This is a genomic window from Paenibacillus sp. FSL M7-1414, assembly GCF_038003195.1.
Taxonomy (GTDB): domain Bacteria; phylum Bacillota; class Bacilli; order Paenibacillales; family Paenibacillaceae; genus Paenibacillus; species Paenibacillus amylolyticus.
This window is the reverse complement of the sequence record NZ_JBBOOS010000001.1, coordinates 5,577,903-5,598,350: the sequence shown is the minus strand read 5'-3', so window position 1 is coordinate 5,598,350 and position 20,448 is coordinate 5,577,903. Positions and strand designations below refer to the sequence as shown.

General features: G+C 48.7%; 22 protein-coding genes. 20 read left to right on the top strand and 2 right to left on the bottom strand.

Annotation, left to right across the window (positions count from 1 at the left end; translation table 11 throughout):
* Window positions 1-29: 29 nt before the first annotated feature.
* On the bottom strand, window positions 30-887 hold the full coding sequence (locus tag MHH92_RS24500; protein WP_340906966.1) for a helix-turn-helix transcriptional regulator: 858 nt from the start codon (window positions 885-887) through the stop codon (window positions 30-32).
* A 175-nt stretch (window positions 888-1,062) separates the two neighbouring features.
* Between MHH92_RS24500 and MHH92_RS24495 the strand changes: the two genes are divergently transcribed.
* Entirely contained in the window at window positions 1,063-3,135 is a 2,073-nt protein-coding gene (locus MHH92_RS24495) for a beta-galactosidase (protein ID WP_340906965.1), read from the top strand.
* A 146-nt stretch (window positions 3,136-3,281) separates the two neighbouring features.
* Here MHH92_RS24495 and MHH92_RS24490 read toward each other — a convergent pair whose 3' ends face one another.
* A complete protein-coding gene (locus MHH92_RS24490) occupies window positions 3,282-4,325 on the bottom strand; it encodes a helix-turn-helix transcriptional regulator (RefSeq protein WP_340906964.1) in 1,044 nt (347 codons plus the stop codon).
* A 237-nt stretch (window positions 4,326-4,562) separates the two neighbouring features.
* On the opposite strand from MHH92_RS24490, the gene modA reads away from it, so the two are divergent.
* The 19 genes from modA to MHH92_RS24395 all read left to right on the top strand — a co-directional run bounded on the left by modA (window position 4,563) and on the right by MHH92_RS24395 (window position 20,381).
* Entirely contained in the window at window positions 4,563-5,435 is an 873-nt protein-coding gene (gene modA, locus MHH92_RS24485) for a molybdate ABC transporter substrate-binding protein (protein ID WP_036673450.1), read from the top strand.
* Window positions 5,432-6,118 (top strand): molybdate ABC transporter permease subunit, encoded by a 687-nt coding sequence (modB, locus tag MHH92_RS24480; RefSeq protein WP_253503014.1) that lies wholly within the window; start codon window positions 5,432-5,434, stop codon window positions 6,116-6,118. Before modA ends, modB begins: the two co-directional genes overlap by 4 nt.
* Window positions 6,119-6,391: 273 nt before the next feature.
* Entirely contained in the window at window positions 6,392-6,724 is a 333-nt protein-coding gene (locus MHH92_RS24475) for a hypothetical protein (protein WP_017692504.1), read from the top strand.
* Between the two features lie 298 nt (window positions 6,725-7,022).
* On the top strand, window positions 7,023-7,862 hold the full coding sequence (locus MHH92_RS24470) for a transporter substrate-binding domain-containing protein (RefSeq protein ID WP_340906954.1): 840 nt from the start codon (window positions 7,023-7,025) through the stop codon (window positions 7,860-7,862).
* A 23-nt stretch (window positions 7,863-7,885) separates the two neighbouring features.
* Window positions 7,886-8,641: an amino acid ABC transporter permease gene (locus MHH92_RS24465; protein ID WP_036605839.1), complete on the top strand. Its 756-nt coding sequence runs from the start codon at window positions 7,886-7,888 to the stop codon at window positions 8,639-8,641.
* An 85-nt stretch (window positions 8,642-8,726) separates the two neighbouring features.
* A complete protein-coding gene (locus tag MHH92_RS24460; RefSeq protein WP_340906953.1) occupies window positions 8,727-9,437 on the top strand; it encodes an amino acid ABC transporter permease in 711 nt (236 codons plus the stop codon).
* Complete coding sequence (locus MHH92_RS24455; RefSeq protein ID WP_340906952.1) at window positions 9,434-10,186, top strand: amino acid ABC transporter ATP-binding protein; 753 nt, start codon at window positions 9,434-9,436, stop codon at window positions 10,184-10,186. Before MHH92_RS24460 ends, MHH92_RS24455 begins: the two co-directional genes overlap by 4 nt.
* A gap of 121 nt (window positions 10,187-10,307) precedes the next feature.
* The gene (locus MHH92_RS24450; protein ID WP_017692509.1) at window positions 10,308-10,595 is read left to right on the top strand and encodes a hypothetical protein; all 288 of its coding nucleotides are present in this window, start codon (window positions 10,308-10,310) and stop codon (window positions 10,593-10,595) included.
* 23 nt (window positions 10,596-10,618) lie between these two features.
* On the top strand, window positions 10,619-10,960 hold the full coding sequence (locus MHH92_RS24445; protein WP_017692510.1) for a hypothetical protein: 342 nt from the start codon (window positions 10,619-10,621) through the stop codon (window positions 10,958-10,960).
* Window positions 10,957-11,256, top strand: a complete 300-nt coding sequence (locus MHH92_RS24440; protein ID WP_017692511.1) for a hypothetical protein — start codon at window positions 10,957-10,959, stop codon at window positions 11,254-11,256. Before MHH92_RS24445 ends, MHH92_RS24440 begins: the two co-directional genes overlap by 4 nt.
* 1 nt (window position 11,257) lies before the next feature.
* Window positions 11,258-11,599, top strand: coding sequence for a hypothetical protein (locus MHH92_RS24435; protein WP_051446920.1), 342 nt, complete (start codon window positions 11,258-11,260; stop codon window positions 11,597-11,599).
* Window positions 11,600-11,850: 251 nt separating this feature from the next.
* On the top strand, window positions 11,851-12,945 hold the full coding sequence (locus tag MHH92_RS24430) for a CgeB family protein (RefSeq protein WP_340906944.1): 1,095 nt from the start codon (window positions 11,851-11,853) through the stop codon (window positions 12,943-12,945).
* A gap of 59 nt (window positions 12,946-13,004) precedes the next feature.
* Window positions 13,005-14,144, top strand: a complete 1,140-nt coding sequence (locus MHH92_RS24425) for a CgeB family protein (RefSeq protein ID WP_340906942.1) — start codon at window positions 13,005-13,007, stop codon at window positions 14,142-14,144.
* A gap of 66 nt (window positions 14,145-14,210) precedes the next feature.
* Window positions 14,211-15,836, top strand: coding sequence for a glycosyltransferase family 4 protein (locus MHH92_RS24420; RefSeq protein WP_340906940.1), 1,626 nt, complete (start codon window positions 14,211-14,213; stop codon window positions 15,834-15,836).
* A gap of 14 nt (window positions 15,837-15,850) precedes the next feature.
* Window positions 15,851-16,942, top strand: coding sequence for a non-hydrolyzing UDP-N-acetylglucosamine 2-epimerase (gene wecB, locus MHH92_RS24415; protein ID WP_036605946.1), 1,092 nt, complete (start codon window positions 15,851-15,853; stop codon window positions 16,940-16,942).
* The gene (locus MHH92_RS24410) at window positions 16,935-17,921 is read left to right on the top strand and encodes a polysaccharide biosynthesis protein (RefSeq protein WP_340906937.1); all 987 of its coding nucleotides are present in this window, start codon (window positions 16,935-16,937) and stop codon (window positions 17,919-17,921) included. Before wecB ends, MHH92_RS24410 begins: the two co-directional genes overlap by 8 nt.
* Window positions 17,918-18,745 (top strand): dTDP-4-dehydrorhamnose reductase family protein, encoded by an 828-nt coding sequence (locus MHH92_RS24405; RefSeq protein WP_036605842.1) that lies wholly within the window; start codon window positions 17,918-17,920, stop codon window positions 18,743-18,745. The genes MHH92_RS24410 and MHH92_RS24405 overlap by 4 nt, the downstream gene beginning before the upstream one ends.
* A complete protein-coding gene (locus MHH92_RS24400) occupies window positions 18,727-19,668 on the top strand; it encodes an NAD-dependent epimerase/dehydratase family protein (protein WP_340028455.1) in 942 nt (313 codons plus the stop codon). Before MHH92_RS24405 ends, MHH92_RS24400 begins: the two co-directional genes overlap by 19 nt.
* Window positions 19,665-20,381: a glycosyltransferase gene (locus MHH92_RS24395; protein ID WP_074096304.1), complete on the top strand. Its 717-nt coding sequence runs from the start codon at window positions 19,665-19,667 to the stop codon at window positions 20,379-20,381. The genes MHH92_RS24400 and MHH92_RS24395 overlap by 4 nt, the downstream gene beginning before the upstream one ends.
* Window positions 20,382-20,448: the final 67 nt, after the last annotated feature.

Genomic DNA, 20,448 nt, shown 5'->3' with positions numbered 1-20,448 from the left:
TGCGTCAGCTTGGTTCAAGGAACATCTGCCTATAACGTATGATTGTGCATCATTCGAAATTGCATGGGTGTTACGTTTTCCTGGGTTTTAAAACAGCGGATGAAGTAGCTTGACTGTGAAAATCCCGTTTCCAGCGTAATTTGTTTAATGGAAAGGTTGGTAGTTGCGAGTAGCTGTTTCGCATGTAATAACCTGGATTCCATCAGGAATTTAGGGAAGGAGATTCCAAACGTCTGACTGAACTTTCGGCTAAAGTATGTTGTACTGTATCCGGCAATTCCGGCAGCGTGGTCAAGTGTGATGTGCTCGTTACTATGGGAACGAATATAATTCCCTGCTTCTCGAATTCGCTCTGAAGTGTGATTTAACGAAACATTAATTTGGCTCGTTGCGGATTGCAATCGGGTCAGAAGTTCATAGAGTGTTGCTGCCATGCTGTGCTCGTCCTCCACCTGATAGCCTCTTCCGAGCTCCAGTAATCGATCCATGAGCGCGGTAACCACCGGGAAGTTGGAACATTGAAAGAGCCAAGGCTCGTCAACACCTTTTCCATTTAACAGCTCTTCGAGACGAATGCCGTAGAAGTGAATCCAACGAATACTCCAAGGATCATCCAAATCTGAGTAGTAGGTTTGTCTGAGACCGGGACCATAGAGGAATCCTTGCCCACGCGTTAGCTCATAACAAGCGGTTCCCGTGTCCAGGAATCCTTTACCTTCAAGTACAAGATGCAGATTATAACATTGATCCAAGTTAATTTCAGTGGTGCCATATTCTCGATGCACACGATGCTTCGGAAAGTCACTGTACCCTCCAATAAAATCGGGAAAACATACATGTCTGGGGAAAACCGGCTTGGGGAGAAAGATGTGTTCTTTCACGTGCATCCTCCATTTGAACGCAATATTTTTATGTAGTGAACTGAAATAGATTCAGCCTACTGTTATTTGAATCTTAGGCAATGACAATATTTTATTATAAGTCGCATAATCTTGTCATTTATTATATGTGAAGCTTCCAATAGAATGGAGGCAATATGGCAGGTTAAGGGGGCAATTAAAGGTGGCAAAATCAATCCAAATGGATGAATTAAAAATGGGGGTCTGTTATTACCCTGAGCACTGGTCGGAAGCGTTGTGGGAGGACGATTTCCGTAGAATGAGAGAGATGAATATCACAGTTATTCGGATGGCTGAATTTGCATGGTCCATCTTTGAGCCGGAAGAAGACCAGTTCGATTTTAGTTTTTTCCAGAAGGCACTGGATCTGGCGCATCAATACGGTTTAAGTGTTATTTTGGGAACACCTACTGCAACTCCACCAGCGTGGTTAACATCCAAATATCCTGAAGTATTAAACGCAAATAAAGACGGGGTGTTGTATCAACACGGAATGCGGCGTCATACCAACTACAGCAGCCCAATCTTCAGACAGCAATGTGAAAAAATCGTGCGCAATATGGTGATTGCCTATAAAGATCATCCGGCTCTTATTGGATGGCAGATCGATAACGAATTCAATTGTCATATGGATGTTTTCTATGCTGAGGCGGACCATGCCGCCTTCCGTGAATGGTTAAAGGATCGTTATGAATCGTTGGAGAACCTAAATCAAGCTTGGGGAACCGTTTTCTGGAGTCAGACCTATACTGACTGGGAGCAAGTTCACCTTACCCGAAATATGGTCAGCCAATCGCCAAATCCTCATTTGGCATTAGATGAAAAGAGATTCATCTCCGCCAATACCATTTCATTTGCCAAGCTTCAGGTGGACATCATTCGGGAACTGGACCCGGAACATTGGATCACAACAAACGGTACGTTTGGACACTTGGATAATCATGAAATGACAGAAGATTTATTGGATTTCTTCTCTTATGATTCGTATCCGCAGTTTGCCACGATCTTTCCAGGGACAGACGATAACTCATTACAAGATCGGGCCTGGAGCATGAAACTGTCGAACGTACGCAATATGTCACCGAACTTTTGCGTCATGGAACAACAGTCTGGACCAGGAGGTTGGGTTGATAGTATCGGAATGGGTACGCCAAGACCGGGACAGATCCGATTATGGTCGTATCAATCTGTTCTTCACGGAACAGATCTGCTCGTCTACTTCCGCTGGCGGACAGCAACATTTGGCACCGAGATGTACTGGCATGGCATCAATGATTACCATAATCAACCCAACAGAAGAGTACGCGAGGTTGCACAAGTAGGGGAAGAGTTTGCCAAGATCGGGCGTGTTATTGCAGGCACTACATATCAAGCCGATGTTGCGATCCTACAGGATTACGATAACATCTGGGATGGAGAGTTGGACGAGTGGCACGGCCCGCTTCAGCAACAGAGTGTACGCTCCTGGTATAAGCAGCTCCAGTATCGTCATATTCCGACGGACATGGTTACACTGCAACCAACGACAACACTGGAGGAGTTATCCGAGTATAAGGTGATCATCTATGCTCACCCGGCCATCATGACAGACGAGACAGCAGAACTTCTGCAAGCCTATGTCAGTCAAGGAGGCACTCTGTTTTTCGGTGCGCGCACCGGTTATAAGGATCTCAAGGGACATTGTTATATGAGACCGTTCCCAGGGGCGGTCGCTGAGTTGTGTGGTGTAACCGTAGAGGACTTTACATTAATCAAAGGAACCATTCCAGCAGCCAAACTGCAATGGAGTGGGGCGAGTGAGCGACTTCTGGAGGGAACGTCAACGGCCGGATTTAACGAAGTTCTTCATGTGGAGCATGCTGACGTACAGGTCGTAGCCGAGTATACATCCGAATACTATGCAGGTAGTCCTGCATTGACCAAACGTACGGTAGGTCAGGGGCAAGTATGGTATTATGGAGCGGCTTACAATGAACCGATCGTAGATGCTCTCCTGGATGAAATAGGGCTATCTTCACCTGTGGGTGACCTGGTAGAGGTACCGTCCGAAGTTGAGCTTGGTATCCGTTCCGGTAAGGATAAAGCTTATGTATTTTTACTCAACTACTCGGATCAACAAGCACCCATTAAACTTAAAAAGCAAGCAAAAGAGTTACTGTCAGGTACAACACTTCAGGATGAGATCAACTTGCCCGCGTATGGTGTGTTCATTTTTGAGATCGATTTGCCACATTAAGAAATTCATTCATCCATCCATATATGTGTTATATATTGAAAGAAACACCAACAACGCCTTGCAGCCATTGCAAGGCGTTTTGTATATGCATGATGTGATGTGTAACATCCATTAAGCATGAGTGTTTTTGGTTGTATTTCGTATAACTATGCTTCGTACAAAATCTCACCTGTTCGCGATACATCATATCCCTCGAATGATTGCAGTTCCTGCCTGAACTCCGGCGATTGGAGAATTCGCAGGACAGATTCTGTCCAGGCTTCATTACCTTGCTTCCTGAGCATGACCAGATCATAGCGCTCCTGAGTGAGCGGGACAAAATCAACCTGACCCACAAGTCGTGCAGCTTTCTCAATGCCAACTCCGACATCAGCTTCTCCTGAACTGACTTTGGCCGCCACGCCCATGTGGCTGGTTTCTTCGACTTGATATCCGATCAGACCTGCGGCAGGAATTCCATGCAGTCGAAGTTGCTCATCCAGCAATACTCTCGCGCCAGAACCTATCTCCCGGTTAGCTAGTCTCAGTTCAGGCTTGCTCAGATCGGTCCAATTCTGCAAGTTCTGCGGATTACCACGCTGTACATACAGTCCGGCAGGTCGTGATAGCAAGTTCACCACAACATAAGATCGTCCCGTCAGAATTTTGCGAATATACGGCAGATTATACTCACCGGTATCTCCGTCGAGCAGATGGGTGCTGACCAGATCGGACTCACCGCGATACATCGAGATAAGCCCATCCAGACTACCCATGAACGAGCGTAGCGGACGAATGTCCCGAGTTTGTTTTTCCATATGGCGCATTAGAATATCCAGACTGACATCCTGACCTGTTATGACCAGATGCCGTGATACAGCAGTCATTGCATGAGCAGAACTTGCTGGAGTAATCGCATGCGCAGACCCAATGGGTGTAGTCGATTGTAAGGAAGTTCCCTGAAAATCACTCTGACCTGGCTGAGTCACTGATGCCGAGGTCTGATGAGGAGCCGGGATACGCTGAGCTGAGGACTGAAGTTGCTTGGAGCGACGTTTATATGCCTCCAGATCGGTTGCATCAATCCGCATTTGTTTACCTACACGGTATGCGACGAGGTCTCCTTTTTTGATTAGGTCATAGACCGTCAGTTTCGATATTTTGAGCAGCTTGGATATTTCTTCGGTTGTGTAGGATTGCTCCTCCGTCATAAGTGAAGATCCTCCTTCAAAGGTATAGAGCAATTATGGTTTTATTATGAATGTTTCTTGTACTATATCATTAATTGAGGGATGCCATAAACCTGAGAACACGCAATACACGCATAGGACAGATAACAAAAATCAAATGTGATCTTAATCACCTTCCCATTTTTTTTGTCTTGTGTATAATTAGATATAATCAATTATAACTAGTTATATCTAAAGATAACGTTGGGGGAGAAATGAATGAGAAAGAGAATCGGATATGTGTTGGGAAGTATGTCACTGGGACTGGCTCTTGTATTGGCTGGTTGCGGCGCAAGCACGGGTACTACGGATACATCCACGGGTGCAGAACAAACGACCTCAACGCCAGCGGCATCAGGTGAAAGTTCATCAGCAGGAAATACCGATCCGCAGGAAACGGTAGATCTGACAATCTCTGCGGCGGCCAGTCTGACCGATGCGATGAAAGAGATTGAAACCAATTATGAGTTAGCTAATCCTTATATAGAACTTAATTTTAACTTTGGCGCCTCGGGTGCCTTGCAACAGCAGATTGAACAGGGTGCCCCGGCTGATGTCTTTGTATCGGCGGCAACAAAAAATATGAATGCGCTAGTGGATGAAAACCTGATTGCATCGGGCGATCAGAAGAATCTGCTACAGAATTCACTGGTGGCCATAGTACCAGCAGATGGGACCCACACAGTAACCAGTGAAACGGATCTCACCAGCGACTCCATCAAGACGGTAGCCATTGGGATTCCGGAAAGTGTTCCTGCGGGAACCTATGCCAAGGAAGCTCTGACCAATGCCAAGCTGTGGGATGAACTGGAAAGCAAACTTGTGCAGGGGAAAGACGTTAGACAGGTTCTTCAATATGTAGAGACGGGTAATGCAGATGCAGGATTTGTATATAAAACGGATGCTCTTACTTCGGATCAGGTGAAAATTGCGTTTGAGGTGGACAAGAACAGCTACACACCAGCCAATTATCCAATAGGCATTATTGAAGGAACCAAACACCGTACAGAGGCCGAACAATTCTATGCGTATTTACAAACCCCTGAAGTACTCGATATCTTCGCGAAATACGGATTTACAATTCCGGAATGAATGTGAACGTCATAGACTGGTCCGTATTCTGGTCACCGGTGCGCTTATCGCTTCAGGTTGCGTTATTATCCAGCGTAGTGGCCACTGTGCTCGGAATTGCGATAGCCTGGAAGATGTCACGTTCTTCATTTCGGGGAAAGATTCTGCTAGAAACGGCATTTATGCTGCCGCTAGTCCTTCCCCCGACGGTGGTTGGATTTCTGTTACTTGTCATACTGGGGCGTAAAAGTCTGTTTGGACAATGGATTGAAGCCATATTCTCCGCACCGGTTATTTTCACCTGGTGGGCTGCGGTGATTGCTTCGGTGGTAGTTGCTTTTCCACTTGTGTATCAGACGATGAAATCGGGATTCAGTGGTGTGGATCGTGATCTGGAGGATGCGGGTCGTTCGATTGGGGCAAATGAGTGGCAGGTCTTTCGTTACATTTCCTTGCCGCTCGCAGGCAGAGCATTGATGACCGCCTTCATCCTGGGCTTTGCCCGGGCACTCGGCGAATTTGGTGCGACACTGATGATTGCAGGCAATATTTCGGGCAAAACACAAACGGTACCCACGGCAATCTATGTCGCTGTGGATTCGGGCAATCAGACCATGGCCTGGGCGTGGACTGTCTCCATTATCATCATCTCGTTTCTCATGTTACTGATGACCAGACAGCAGCGAGATGGAAAAAATGACTAATTTGATATGTGTTAATATTATATATAAAATGATGAAAAATCCGTTTTGAGGAAAGAACTTTTTTCCTTAACGCGGTTTTTTATTACCAATTTCATATGTACCAATATCAATATCCTGCCAAATTGGTCTTAATGGAAATGTAAAGCTGTTTTAACATAAAAAAATAAAAATTTTCCCGAAATTTAATCGTTCAGCACTCGCTTTCAGTGGGCTTGATCCTGTAAGATAGAGGTAATGGATTCCAGCCAAGTACTGAAATAAGGAGAGACGACGATGAACACTAAATCTGATTGCGGCGTTTCGTTGCAAATTGATGACTATCTGGATCTTTTGCATTTTGCCATCCAAATTCAGGATCAGGAATGGCAACAATCCCTTATCCGCCAACTCAAAATATTTCAGACGGCGACGGAGCAGCAACGCACACCTGAAGAGGAATTATGGACACGGTTTGATTACATCAACAGCAAACTGACAGGTCTGTGCCACCAGATTCATGCCGCTCATTCCATGGACGAACGCAAGAAGTTCGAGGAACGGATCGGTCTCTTACAATTACAGCGAGTGGAAGTTGCACGTAAAATTAAATGGGCGAGTCGCAGATAGATGAGTAGTGTACACACCAAGTGATGCACCGCCAAAATGGTATAATCAGTGAGAGTCATACAAGAAGAAGCCATCCGCCAATCGATATGGGGGATGGCTTTTTCTTGTACTATAGAGAAGTCCTATAACCATATCAGGATGTCCTATTAGTTTAGTTATTGCCCTAAGATGACTTGTAATGATATTCTTTGTTCAACCTAATTCCGACTATACAAGTAAGAATGGTTTGTTAATAGGGTAGAGGAATGGGAGTACACATCATATTCGCTGTGATAACAGCCTGTGGAGGAGATTGGGAATGGTTAAAAAACGGGGGATTCAAAAATTCCGGACAGCACTGCTGTTCATTACAATGCTGGCGGTACTGGCTGGATGCAGCACAGGAACTGCAAGCAATGATTCAGAATCTGCTTCGGCAGCAGGCGACACCAAAGTGAAAAAGATCATTGTAGGAACAGGTACACAGTTCCCAAATGTCTGCTTCATTGATGAGAATGGCAAGTTAACAGGTTATGATGTGGAACTGATCCGGGAGATCGACAAACGTTTGCCTGAGTACGAATTCGAATTCAGCACCATGGATTTCAAAAACCTGCTGCTGAGTCTGGAAACGAAAAAAATTGACCTGATCGCTCACCAGATGGAAGTGAATGATGAGAGACAGGCCAAGTTCCTGTTTAATGATGAAGCCTATAATATTTTTCCAAATAAAATTGTCGTAAGTCAGAAAAATGAGGAAGTAAAATCGATTGAGGATCTAAAAGGGAAAAAACTGATTGTTGGTGCTACAAGTAATGCGGCTGTACTTGCTGAGAAATGGAATGCAGCGAACGGCAACGGGATTGATATCGTTTATTCCGGAGCGGGTGAGGATACCATTACCCAAATCAAAACAGGCCGGGTGGATGCTACCATCAGCACTCAGTTTGCCATTGATTATCAGAATAAGGCGGTTGATGCTCAGCTGAAAACGGTAGGAGATGCCCTCTCCAACTCCAAAGTGTACTTCATTCTGAACAAAGATGAGCAGGAGCTCAAAACCAAAGTGGACGAAGCGCTCAAAGCGATCAAAGAAGATGGAACGTTAGGCAAACTGAGCACAGAGTGGCTTGGAGCTGACTATACGGTTGAAGTGTAGTCTGAGAAAGGTGTGCAGCGGTAATGGGAAAATCATTTGATCTGTCATTGGTTCTGGATTTCATCCCGGAACTGCTACGATATTTGCATATAACACTGATTGTACTGGGTGGTTCCATCGTGCTCGGACTGGTGGGCGGCGTACTTCTGGCCGTTCCCCGGCTGTATCGGATTCCGGTACTAAGTCAGTTGGCTACCCTGTACGTCTCATTCATGCGGGGCACACCGATCCTGATCAAATTGTTCCTGGTGTATTACGGACTTCCCGAGTTGCTCAAACCCATTGGCATCGACCTGTCGAGAACCGACCCGTTGTTATTTGTCATTGTGACCTATGCGCTTAGTGACGCGGCATCCTTTGCCGAGATCTTTCGCGGAGCGGTGCGCAGTGTGGATAAAGGTCAGACGGAAGCAGCCTATGCTGCGGGTATGACCACATTCCAGTCTTTTCGGCGGATTGTTGTTCCGCAGGCACTGATTGTTGCTTTTCCGAACATGGCCAATACGTTAATCGGTTCATTAAAGGATACGTCTCTGGCTTTCTCCATTGGTGTCATGGATATGGTGGGCAGAGGGCAGACATTAATTTCGGCTACATCGCATGCACTTGAAGTGTATATCAGTCTGTCCGTGGTCTATTATGTCATTGTTATTGTGCTTGAAAAAGGATTTGCCTTTGCAGAACGCAGACTCCAGCGTCATGAACGCAAAAGAGTCGTACACAAACCGGCAATTCGAGCCAAACGCCTGAAAGAGGTTGTTCAAAAAGTCCGCTTTTGATTACGAATCATGCCTGGCGGCATCTTCTCGGTACTGAAAACCAGACTTTTTGAACTCTCACTGAAACGAATAGCGGGGTGAGCATATGTCGATTGATCTCCAGTTTATCTATACATCTTTTTTTCAAATCCTGAAGGCATTGCCACTGACACTCGTCATTACGATTGTTCCGTTGATTGCAGGCTTCGGAATCGGTCTGGCTACAGCTCTGATCCGTATCTATCGCGTGCGGTGGATTCACCGCATTGCTGACTTCTACGTTTCATTCCTGCGTGGAACACCGATGCTGATGCATCTATTCCTCATCTATTACGGCATTCCGATGATTATCGATAAGCTGGCGGAACGTTACGGTTGGGCTTTCCAATCCTCGTCGATTCCAATTCTCGTATTTGTACTGATTGCTTTCTCGCTCACTGCGGGCGCCTATATGTCCGAGATTATCCGTTCAGGCATTCTTGCTGTGGATATCGGCCAGATGGAGGCGGCTCACGCTGTAGGTATGAGCACATTCCAGGCTTTAAGGCGCATCATCATCCCTCAAGCGATCGGGGCTGTATTGCCTAACCTGTGCAGTATGTTTGTTGGGTTCCTGCATGGATCAACACTCGCTTTTACCGTGTCTCAGATGGACATCCTCGGTAAAGCGGATGTGGTGGCATCCGTCAGTCTGAAGTTTCTGGAGGCTTTTATCGCCGCAGCGTTCATCTATTGGGGGCTGACCATCATTGCCGAGCGGATCACTGCTCTGCTTGAGCGTCGGGTTGGCGTGTACAGCAAAGGAGGCGTGTCATGATTACACTAACGAACATACACAAAACTTTTGGTAAGCAGGAAGTATTGAAGGGAATTGATCTGACCGTGGAACAGGGCGATGTCGTAGCGATCCTTGGACCGAGCGGATCAGGTAAAACAACGCTGCTGCGCTGCGTCAATTTTCTGGAACGTGCCGATGAGGGCGAGGTTCAGATCAGTGGATTAACCGTTGATTGCAAGCATGCACGCAAACATGACATTGTGCAGCTGAGACGAAAAACGGCGATGGTGTTCCAGCATTATAATCTGTTCAAACACAAGACGGTGCTGGATAACGTCACGGAAGGTTTAATTATTGCCCAGAAAATGTCCAAATCCGATGCCCGTAATCGTGCCTTGCGAGTGCTCGAACAAGTCGGACTGTCTGCCAAAATCAATGAGTATCCAAGTATGTTGTCAGGTGGACAACAGCAACGGGTGGGCATCGCCAGAGCACTGGCACTGAATCCCGAAGTGATATTGTTTGATGAACCGACCTCGGCGCTTGACCCCGAGCTTGTGGGTGAGGTATTGTCTGTTATCCGCTCCATTGCTCAAGAGGGGATTACCATGATTGTAGTCACCCATGAAATGGGGTTTGCCCGTGAGGTGGCAAATCGGGTTGTTTTCATGGATGGAGGTTCCGTTGTGGAGGAAGGAACCCCGGAGGAGGTGTTTGTACGTCCCAAGCAGGAACGTACTCGCCAATTCCTCAGTCGATATTCTTCCGACTGGAGTTATGTCATCTGACGATATAGGCGCAAGCTGTAGTAACTGACGATCCCGGCCCGGCATATGCTGTAACAGGCAAATGCTGATAGGCCGGGTTTTTCTATGGGTGAAGCAGGCCGTGACGGTAAGGAGGAGGACCATGCAGAGCAAAATCGATGAAATCATCACACATATTGCACACTCTCACCAGCAGATCGCACGTGTGCTGGATGCCAAACGCCAAGTCGCTGTACGCATGTCTGAAATCATCAATCATTTGCCAGATATCGAACCGGAGTTGGATGGCGTTGACGGTCTGCTGGATAGCTCTGGGCAAATCAACAAAAGCATTATCTCTTACTTGGGGGGCCTTGCAGATCTGGAAGAGGCTGTAGCCGAAACGCTGACCCAAGTCATGCGGGAGATCGCGGTTCAAGAAGAAGAATAAGCCCGGAAGGCGGGTGAAGGAACATGAGTAGAGAACAGAGCCTCATTCTGATGCTGGACGCAGCAGCCAAAATGCAGTGGAATATTGCCCTGATCCTGGAGGCAAAAGCGATTGAGGCCGAGAAGGTACGGAACTGGACGCTGAATCATTTGAATGGGGATACCTTTCTGACGCATGGGGATCAGGTAGGCGAGCCGCTCAAAATGCATGATCAGCTGGTGGAATTGCTGGAAGGATTAACCCGGATGGAGACCGGACTGTGCAACAATCTCAAAGCGGTGATGGTGCAGAACGATAGCGAAGATGGCGGCGGTATGGACGGTGGCATGTTTGGCGGCATGGATCTGGGAGACATGGGAAAATGAGTCTGATGCGGCGTGAGCAGGAAGCCAAACTGGCGCTCATTGAATCCATTGCACACAGTCAGCAGGCGCTGGCACGCATTCTGGACAGTGTAGCCAGTGTAACCGCTCATTCGGAAGTATCCGCCCGCAGTCTGGCCGAAAACATTCGTTTGCTGAGTCGCTATCAGGCAGAAATGTCTCGTATGGTTACGGGAATCAGGCTGGCCCGAATCCAGCATGGGGAGCCTGGCTTGCCGTGGCTCAAAGACCCCGGGTGTGCAATTCGTATCGTTCGGGACATACAGGAGGAATGTTGACATGTTAAAGAAGAAGAAAATACGACTGAGAACCAAAAGAGCTTTGTTAATCCGTGGAGCCCGTCTGCGCAAAATTCGCAAACTGCGTGCGCTCAGAGCCAAACGTGTTCTTCACAAACGCCCACTTAAAGGACGCAGTGCGTGGCTCAAAAAAAAGAAACGTGCGGTACGGCGGCACCGGAGTCCAAAGCCCGTACAACCAGTCGTCCCGGCTACCCCTACCGATCCGAACCCGGACGGTGCGTACAGCCAGGGATACAACGAGGCGTACAACGAGGGATTCAACGCGGGTTTCGCCAAGGGATTCGAGGACGGACATCAGCTGGCTTACAAAGCACAGTAACCGAGTAGATAGGATTATTCCTGCATGGAATGATACCTGTATACAGTTAGCCCGGGGGGACAGATCCCTCCGGGCTATTTGCATCGCCGCAAAAGCGGACATGCCCGTACAGGCGGATGTGGAGGGCATGCGCCAATTTTGCGCCTTGCAGGACACCCGTCCATGATGCATCTGACCCCGAGGCATATCCTTTAGAGGGAAGACCAATCTCGGGGAGAGTCTGGAAGTGAGATCTCCTGAAGGAAGACAGGGTGAATAATGTGGCAAAACGAAGGCACCGTCCGCTGACCGAAGCGGAAACGGCTTACCGCGGCGGATATGCAGAAGGCCGCAGATTTGGCGGCTGTCAAGCCATGATGGAGCGGGTGCAGATGTTTGAACCGACCCTGCGGGACATGAAGGTGTTATATATCCCGCAAGGATTCGATGCCATCGATGAAGGTGTCACCTTGGCTCTGCAGCAATCTGTACGTGAATGCGTTGTTGGATCGCCAGCAGCGATGTTGCAGGAAGCCAGTCAGCATCGGCCCGATGTTGTGCTCGTCATGAATGGTCTGCATGTATTTCCCGCAGATCATGTAGAGCAGGTGAATGGCATACGTGCACTCGGTATCCGAACTGCCGTGTGGTTTGTGGATGATCCGTATTTCACCGAAGATACAACGTCCCTTTGCCAGCACTATGATATCGTGTTCACGCATGAAGAGGCCGCGGTGCCCTTCTATCTGGGACATGGAGCGAACCAGGTTATCTATATGCCACTCGCGGTGAATCCAGGCATGTTTCAACCGCGGCGCGCGGCACCGCAGCATCAGCACGACATTTGTTTTATCGGTACCGGATTCTGGAACCGGATTGCCTTGTTTGATGAGCTGGCCCCTTTTCTTGCGGACAAAAAGGTATTCATTGCGGGTAGCCAGTGGAATCGGTTGGCACGCTTTGATGTACTAGGCCGTTTCATCCACGAAGGATGGATTGCTCCTGGAGAGACAGTAGATTATTACAATGGCGCCAAGATTGTCATTAACATTCACCGGACTTGCGAGAATGGGGAAGACAATCGCAATACACATCATCTTGAAGGTCACTCGATTAATCCACGCACGTATGAGATCAGCGCATGCGGCACAATGCAGATTACGGATGCACGTGCAGATTTACCCCGTTATTTTAAGCCGGGATATGACATCGAGACGTTCACCAACGCAGCAGAACTTCAGCGCAAAATCCACTATTATCTGAAGCATGAAGAAGAACGACAGGCGATGGCGTGGCGTGGACTTCTCACCACGATGAACCAGCATACATTCACTCGTCGGATCGGTCAGTTGCTGGAACATTTGTAATTCCATCTGAAGTGCAGCACCAACGAGAACCCTATCCCAAAAAATAAAGGAGTGGCGGTATGTCTCTCAAACACCGTAAAACCAAAAAGGTTCATGCACCCGTACTGAGCCTGGCTGATCAAGCACGCAAAAATGGGCAACATGCCGGATATGACGCAGGTAAGGAAGAAGGATATCTGCGCGGTCGCGCCAACTATATTGTGAATTGTGCACAGGAACCGTTGCCTTTCCGACAGCTTCACGTGCTGTATGTATCCTCGGGTAAAGGCTTCCCTTACTCCCCGTTGGATGAGGCCATTATGGCCACGCTACAGGGTATGGTAGCTCAAGTAACCCTCTCTGATCCGCGTCAACCGGTTTCTGAGATTGCACTGCAGACGCGTCCTGATCTTGTGCTTGTGCTGGATGGAATGGATATCCCCATCGAGCATATCGATGCGATTCGCCAAGCGGGTATTCAGACGGCGATCTGGCTCACGGATGACCCGTACTATACAGATATGACGCTGGATATTGTGACACATTTTGACCATGTCTTCACGTTGGAACTGAACTGTATCGATCTATATCGACAAATTGGCTGCGCGTCAGTTCACTACCTCCCTTTTGCCGCATTCACTAATCATTACTTTCCGATTACCACTCCTTCCCCATTAAAACGGGATGTCAGCTTTATCGGCTCGGCCTACTGGAACCGGGTATACTTCTTCAATCCGATCATGCCTCAGTTGATGTCACACAATACGGTATTTAACGGAATCTGGTGGGATCGCCTGCCTGACTATACTACCTATGGCGAGAAGATTGAACTCGGTCGCTGGATGAGTCCGCCGGAGACCAATGATGTGTACAATGGCACCAAAATTGTCATCAACCTGCATCGATCCCACGAAGATGATTCCGTCAATAATAATCACCTCAAAATTGCGCCAGCTTCACCAAACCCGAGAACGTTTGAGATTGCCGCGTCCACGACGCTGCAGCTGACCGACGCCCGGGATGACATTGCGCGCTTCTACAAACCGGGTGTGGAGATTGAGACATATTCCTCGCCGCAGGAGTTACTCGACAAAGTGGAATATTATCTTACTCATGAAAAGGAACGCCGTGAGATTGCACTTCGTGGACTTGAACGTACACTGAAAGACCACACGTATGGCAAAAGAATTAATGAAATGTTAACCATCATATTCCCTTAATTCTGGCCGGGAGGAGGTGTGCACAGTACCCTGTATCGGATAATCGTGTACAGGGTCCGTGCGGCCATGGCAACGAAACCAAAGATGATGTTATTTTCACATGTGTGCAATACTCGCAGCATTACAGGTGCCGAGAAGCTGCTGCTTCATTTTATGAGAGAGATCGGTACGATCTTTGAATGTGTGCTCGTAGCCCCTCAAGAGGGGAAGCTTGCGGGGCTTGCGCGGAGATTCGGCATTCAGGTCAAAATATGCACTCTGCCGATGCTTCACGGTGTGTACACACCTTACCTGGGTATTGCAGATGATGCGGAGCATCTTCGTCATACACCAGCGTATCAGGAAGCAGTCTCCCTAATACGGGAGACTGCTCCCGATATAGTGTTAACAAACACCTGCGTTAATGTGATGCCGGCTGTAGCGGCAAAGTCCCTTCAGATTCCAGTCATCTGGAAGATTACCGAGATCATTCATACGAATGAACATACAACCGAGGCGGTCCAAATGATTGGCCGTTACGCGGATTGGATTATCGGTATATCCGAGACAGCGGTAGCCCCTTTCCAGGAAGCCGGCATGGATGACAAAGTGACCATCATATCCCCAACTTGGGAACCTGCTTTACCAGCACCGGACCGCTGGGTTCATCTGCGCGAACGCAAGCGTAAGGAGCTGGGTTTCAAATCATCGCAGACCTGTATCGGTTATATTTCTTCATTTATATATGATGCCAAAGGGTTGAAACCTTTTGTGGATATGGCCTTGAGGATCTGTGAAACACATTCGCGCTGTCGCTTCTGGATTATCGGGGCAGCATCGGATAAAAAGTATTACGACGAGTGTGTATCACGGGTGAAAAAATCCGGGTATTCACGCCGGTTTACCTTCACCACATTTGAAGAGAACGTATCTCTGGCATATACCGCGATGGATATCCTGGTCATCCCAAGCATGGTCAAAGAAGGATTTGGCATGACCGCACTTGAGGGTCTCTATTTTGCCAAACCGGTCATCGCTTTTGCTCAGGGTGGACTGAAGGAATTAATGGAATCCGTAGGCAGTGATGCATTTCTGGCCCCACCGGGTGATACCGAAGCGCTTGTCACCTTGGCAACAACCTTGCTGAATGATGCAGAGCTGGCCTCGAATACGGGGTGGCGTAATCGGACAGAAGCGGAAAGGCTCTACGGCGTTGAAACCTACCGAACGAAACTGCATACGATGGTGACACAGTGGTTATTGCGTTTTCCCGGATGGTTTGCTTATATCCAACCTCCCAACGGACCTGTGTATACCCATGGGGAGGGAGGACTACGCACTGTACTGGTTCTGGAGCCGACCACGGTTCGGGCACTATTATTCCCACTGACCGTTATACAGGCGTTGCCACATTCCTCATTACCTCCAATCGCATTGGGTCACGATGCTCCTGTTGCCTCAGGTACTGTCCCGGCTGCAAAGCCGATTCAACAGAGGGGCAAAACGCGGAAACGTCGTCGCAAGCCACTTGCACCTCATTCTCGCCGAGACCGTGAGGGGCTGAAACGTACTTCCGGAACTGGCAGACGTAAGGGGAGAACCCGTACAACCAAGGGACCGCGTCCACATATGGGGAAATCGGCTAGTCGCAGACGCAAATCTGCCAAAGCGGGACGTAGCCGAGCAGGGCGCAAGGGTTCCAATACAAGATGAAGGCAGGGATTACGATGAAGATCATGACGGTGCTGGGTACGAGACCTGAGATCATACGGCTCAGCCTGATCATCTCCAAGCTGGACCAGTACGCGTCCAAACATATTCTGGTGCATACGGGACAGAACTTCACGGAAAGTCTCAGCGGTCTCTTTTTCAAGGAAATGGGCCTGCGCGCACCGGATTACGTTCTTCAGGATGAAGCGGCCACTCTGGGACGACAGCTATCCTCGATGTTTACGCAGATGGAAGATCTGATATTGCAGGAAAAGCCTGATAAATTGCTGCTGCTTGGCGATACCAATAGCGCATTATGTGCAGTATTGGCTGAGCGCATGGGTGTTCCTGTTATTCATATGGAAGCAGGCAATCGTTGCTTTGACCTGGATGTGCCTGAGGAGAAAAATCGTAAGGTTATTGATGCCATCTCCACCGTTAATATGCCTTACACGGAACAGAGCAAGAAACATTTGGTCAGCGAAGGGGTACCAAGCAGGCGCATCGTGCTAACGGGCAATCCCATCTATGAAGTCATGCAGCACTACGACGCGCAAGTAAGTTCCAGCAAAATATTGAAGAAGCTCAAGCTGAAGTCTGGGCAATACTTCCTGGTTACTGCCCATCGAGCTGAGAATGTGGATCATGCCCCTCATTTGCTGGAGATTATGAAAGGACTGAACCAGGTCGCAGAGGAACACGGTTTGCGTGTGATCTGCAGTATTCATCCGCGTACAGCGATCCGGATTGCGGAGCATCTGCATCTGGAAATGAACCCGCTGGTGGAGTTTCATGAGCCGTTTGGATTCTTCGACTTTGTAATGCTTGAACGTCATGCACGCTGTGCACTTACGGATAGCGGTACCGTGCAGGAGGAGTGTTGCATTATGGGCGTGCCGACCGTAACGATGCGTCGAACTACCGAGCGGCCGGAAACGGTCGATTGCGGCAGTAATGTAGTCTCCGGTCTGGATGCCGCGCGCATCGCTGATTGCGTGAAAGTCATGACAAAGATGTCTAGCGACTGGGATTGCCCGCAAGGTTACAAAGCCACAGATGTATCCAGTAAAGTGGTTAAATTTCTGCTTGGAGGGAAAATGCATGTTTGAAAATAAGCGTATACTCGTGACTGGTGGTACGGGATCATGGGGTTATGAACTTGTGGCTCAACTACTGCCCCAGCAGCCCAAAGAAATTATTGTATATTCCCGGAACGAGTCTAGCCAAGTGGCTATGAGTCGTGAATTTGAAGACCCGCGTCTTCATTTCCGGATTGGAGATATTCGTGACAAGGACGCTTTGACGGCGGCTTGCCAGCATGTGGACTATGTATTTCATCTGGCTGCGCTCAAGCATGTTCCGGTGTGTGAAGACCAACCGTACGAAGCACTCAAAACCAACGTGATTGGTACACAAAACGTAATTGAGGCTGCTATTGAGAACAAGGTGGAAAAAGTAATCTATATCTCGACTGACAAAGCTGCCAATCCGTCCAACTTCTATGGCATGACAAAAGCGATCGGCGAGAAATTAATTGTATATGCAAATTTGTTACACAGCGATACCAAGTTTGTTACGGTACGGGGTGGAAATGTACTGGGAACAAACGGCAGTGTGGTACATCTGTTCAAGAATCAGATCCGCCAGAAAGGGCAGGTCTCCATCACGGATATGAGTATGACTCGATTCTTTCTTACGCTGAAGGATGCAATTACCTTACTGTTCAAAGCTTCGGTGGAAAGTGTCGGTGGAGAGATCTTTGTCATGACGATGCCTACCTGCAAAATCGTTGATCTCGCGGAAGTACTGATTGAGGATTCCGGTGTGGAGGATGTGAGCATTGTGGAACGTGGCATTCGTCCAGGGGAGAAAATCCATGAAATATTGATGAGTGAATTCGAGAGCATGACCACCGTTGTCTACGATGAGCAGTACCTGGTAATTCTTCCTACCCTGGGCATACCGGGCCTGCGTGAACATTATACCAATTGTCCCCCGGTCTCCTTTAACAGTTTCAGTTCTGAACACCAACTCATGACCAAAGAGGAGATTCGTGAAATTCTGAAACGCGGAGGATTCTTGTCATGAAACTGCTGATACTTGGTGGAAACGGAATGGCCGGCCATATTCTGGTCGACTATTTCCGCCGTCAAGGTGTACACAGCGTCTTCTACACATCTCGGGATGTAACGGACCCCAATGGTCTGCTCCTGGATGTGAACGACAGCTTCATGGTTGATCGATTGGTAGAAGCTGTGCACCCGGATGTGATTATTAATGCTGTAGGTGTGTTGAACAACTTCGCAGATGAGGACAAAATTACTGCATATCATATTAACGGTTTCCTGCCACATCGTCTGCGGCGGGTTGCAGATACGATTGGTGCACGCCTGATTCATATCAGCACGGACTGTGTGTTCAGTGGAGAACGGGGAGCATATCGGGAAGATGATGTTACGGATGGGACTTCAGCTTACGCCATCACCAAAGCACTTGGCGAAGTTCAGGATGAAGGTCATCTAACGATCCGTACGTCCATCATTGGACCCGAGATTCGCCAGGGCGGCATTGGTCTGATGCAATGGTTTATGTCCAGCACAGGTGAAGTCGGGGGGTATACCCGCGTATTCTGGAACGGTGTGACCACACTTGAGCTGGCCAAATGGGTAGACCATTACCTGGCCTCATCGGTTAGTGGTCTGATCCACTTAGCTCATCCGGCACCTGTCAGCAAGCATGACCTGCTTGTATTGTTCAAGCAGACCTGGGATAAGCAGGATGTGACGATTGTGCGTGATGACAGTGTAGTGCAGGACCGTACGCTGGTGTCCACTCGCGAGGATGTGAAGACAGACCTGCCGGATTATTCTACAATGCTGAAGGAGTTGGCATTATGGATGGAGCAGAGCTGAGAGGCAAGAAAGTGCTGATTACAGGCGCCTCCGGTTTTACCGGGCGACATGCCGTATCTTATTTTAGGGAAGCGGGTGCAGTGGTTGCAGCGGTAGTCCGGAGGCCGGATGTGTATTCATTCGGTAAAGGTGCACAAGTCCATGTCTGTGATCTGAACGATAAACAGCAAGTGCGTCATCTGATCGGCGAGGTGCAGCCCGACTATGTGCTGCATCTCGCTGGCAAAAATTCAGTGCCTGATTCATGGTCTGATCCGCTACTGGTCCTGGAGACGAATGTGATGGCCGTGCTGTATCTGCTGGATGCGCTTCGCAGTTGTCCGACAGCACGAACCGTTATTGTAGGATCGAGGTTAAAATATACGCCGGAACCTGGCCGGATTCCCCAGCCTCCGCATCCATACAGTCTCAGTAAAGCGCTGGAAGAGATGGTGTCCTTGTCGTGGATGTCGCTCTTCGGACAACAGATCATGCTGGCGGAGCCAGGCAATCTGATTGGTGCGGGTCCTTCCACAGGCATCTGTTCACTGCTTGCACGCCATGTTGTTGCCTGTGAGCAGGCGGGCAAAACCGAGGCATTCCGTCTGTCCGGACGGGACAATACCCGTGACTTTCTGGATGTGCGGGATGCCGTCAGAGCGTATGCGACCCTCCTGGTACACGGGTCCAGCGGTACAGTATATCCGGTGGTGTCTGGAGTCGAGCGCAGTCTTGGTGAAATTGCAGATCTGCTGTTGTCCATGACAGAAGCGGAAGTTCCTGTTCGCTGGGATGGGGCATCTTCTGGTCCGGATGGTTCGGGGAAACAGGAGGAATTATCACTGCTGCGCAAGCTTGGCTGGCAGCCGATGATTCCATTTGCCACATCACTTCAGGATATCCTGAGTGATGTTCGTGTCCAGCAAGGGAGGACGACAAGTTGAATCCGAGAGTATCCATTGTCATTCCATTCTATAACTGCCCTTATGTGCCTCAGGCGATTCAGAGTGCGCTGAACCAGACGTATCCCGATGTGGAGATCGTTGTTGTGAATGACGGTTCAACCCGGCATGCAGAGTTGCTTCAACCCTATCTTCCTTATATTAATGTGCTTGGCAAAAGCAATGGCGGGACGGCTTCGGCACTTAATCATGGCATCCGCCATGCCTCTGGTGATTATGTAGCCTGGCTCAGTTCGGATGATTATCTGTACCCGGATAAAATTCGTTATCAGCTGGAGTTTATGCAGCGTGAGAATGTGCTCGTCTCCCATACGAACTTTCATTATATCAACGAGCATTCGGCAGTTACCAAAATGCATGGTGGGCCTGAACCGATGTCGGATATGGATTTACTACGACGGTTTGTTAACGGCAATCCAGTGAATGGCTGCACGGTCATGATTCGCAAGGATCTCTTTAGTGGAGTGGGGCTGTTCGATGAACTTCTTCCCTACACCCATGATCTGGATCTCTGGATGCGTATTGTACTGAACGGTCATCGGTTCCCATACCTGAATGAACCGCTTACTGCCTATCGGTGGCATGGTGGAATGGGATCGGTACGTCATGCGGATGTCATCGGCAGAGAGGCATCCATGGTATGGTCCAGATATCGGGAACCGCTGTTGCAGCGAATAGCGACGCTTGGCGGGTAGCGTAGGGAGGGCAGTTAAGAAAGCCAAAAGATGGCTGATTAACGCCCTCTTTGCGCAGCATTTTACC

Excerpts from the sequence above, each read along its gene's own strand:
- MHH92_RS24410 (WP_340906937.1), top strand. The coding sequence starts at position 16,935 with ATGTTTGAAAATAAGCGTATACTCGTGACTGGTGGTACGGGATCATGG.
- MHH92_RS24420 (WP_340906940.1), top strand. The coding sequence starts at position 14,211 with ATGGCAACGAAACCAAAGATGATGTTATTTTCACATGTGTGCAATACT.
- MHH92_RS24400 (WP_340028455.1), top strand. The coding sequence starts at position 18,727 with ATGGATGGAGCAGAGCTGAGAGGCAAGAAAGTGCTGATTACAGGCGCC.
- wecB (WP_036605946.1), top strand. The coding sequence starts at position 15,851 with ATGAAGATCATGACGGTGCTGGGTACGAGACCTGAGATCATACGGCTC.
- MHH92_RS24475 (WP_017692504.1), top strand. The coding sequence starts at position 6,392 with ATGAACACTAAATCTGATTGCGGCGTTTCGTTGCAAATTGATGACTAT.
- MHH92_RS24445 (WP_017692510.1), top strand. The coding sequence starts at position 10,619 with ATGAGTAGAGAACAGAGCCTCATTCTGATGCTGGACGCAGCAGCCAAA.
- MHH92_RS24435 (WP_051446920.1), top strand. The coding sequence starts at position 11,258 with ATGTTAAAGAAGAAGAAAATACGACTGAGAACCAAAAGAGCTTTGTTA.
- MHH92_RS24440 (WP_017692511.1), top strand. The coding sequence starts at position 10,957 with ATGAGTCTGATGCGGCGTGAGCAGGAAGCCAAACTGGCGCTCATTGAA.
- modA (WP_036673450.1), top strand. The coding sequence starts at position 4,563 with ATGAGAAAGAGAATCGGATATGTGTTGGGAAGTATGTCACTGGGACTG.
- modB (WP_253503014.1), top strand. The coding sequence starts at position 5,432 with ATGAATGTGAACGTCATAGACTGGTCCGTATTCTGGTCACCGGTGCGC.
- MHH92_RS24500 (WP_340906966.1), bottom strand. The coding sequence starts at position 887 with ATGCACGTGAAAGAACACATCTTTCTCCCCAAGCCGGTTTTCCCCAGA.
- MHH92_RS24405 (WP_036605842.1), top strand. The coding sequence starts at position 17,918 with ATGAAACTGCTGATACTTGGTGGAAACGGAATGGCCGGCCATATTCTG.
- MHH92_RS24455 (WP_340906952.1), top strand. The coding sequence starts at position 9,434 with ATGATTACACTAACGAACATACACAAAACTTTTGGTAAGCAGGAAGTA.
- MHH92_RS24425 (WP_340906942.1), top strand. The coding sequence starts at position 13,005 with ATGTCTCTCAAACACCGTAAAACCAAAAAGGTTCATGCACCCGTACTG.
- MHH92_RS24465 (WP_036605839.1), top strand. The coding sequence starts at position 7,886 with ATGGGAAAATCATTTGATCTGTCATTGGTTCTGGATTTCATCCCGGAA.
- MHH92_RS24490 (WP_340906964.1), bottom strand. The coding sequence starts at position 4,325 with ATGACGGAGGAGCAATCCTACACAACCGAAGAAATATCCAAGCTGCTC.
- MHH92_RS24470 (WP_340906954.1), top strand. The coding sequence starts at position 7,023 with ATGGTTAAAAAACGGGGGATTCAAAAATTCCGGACAGCACTGCTGTTC.
- MHH92_RS24460 (WP_340906953.1), top strand. The coding sequence starts at position 8,727 with ATGTCGATTGATCTCCAGTTTATCTATACATCTTTTTTTCAAATCCTG.
- MHH92_RS24450 (WP_017692509.1), top strand. The coding sequence starts at position 10,308 with ATGCAGAGCAAAATCGATGAAATCATCACACATATTGCACACTCTCAC.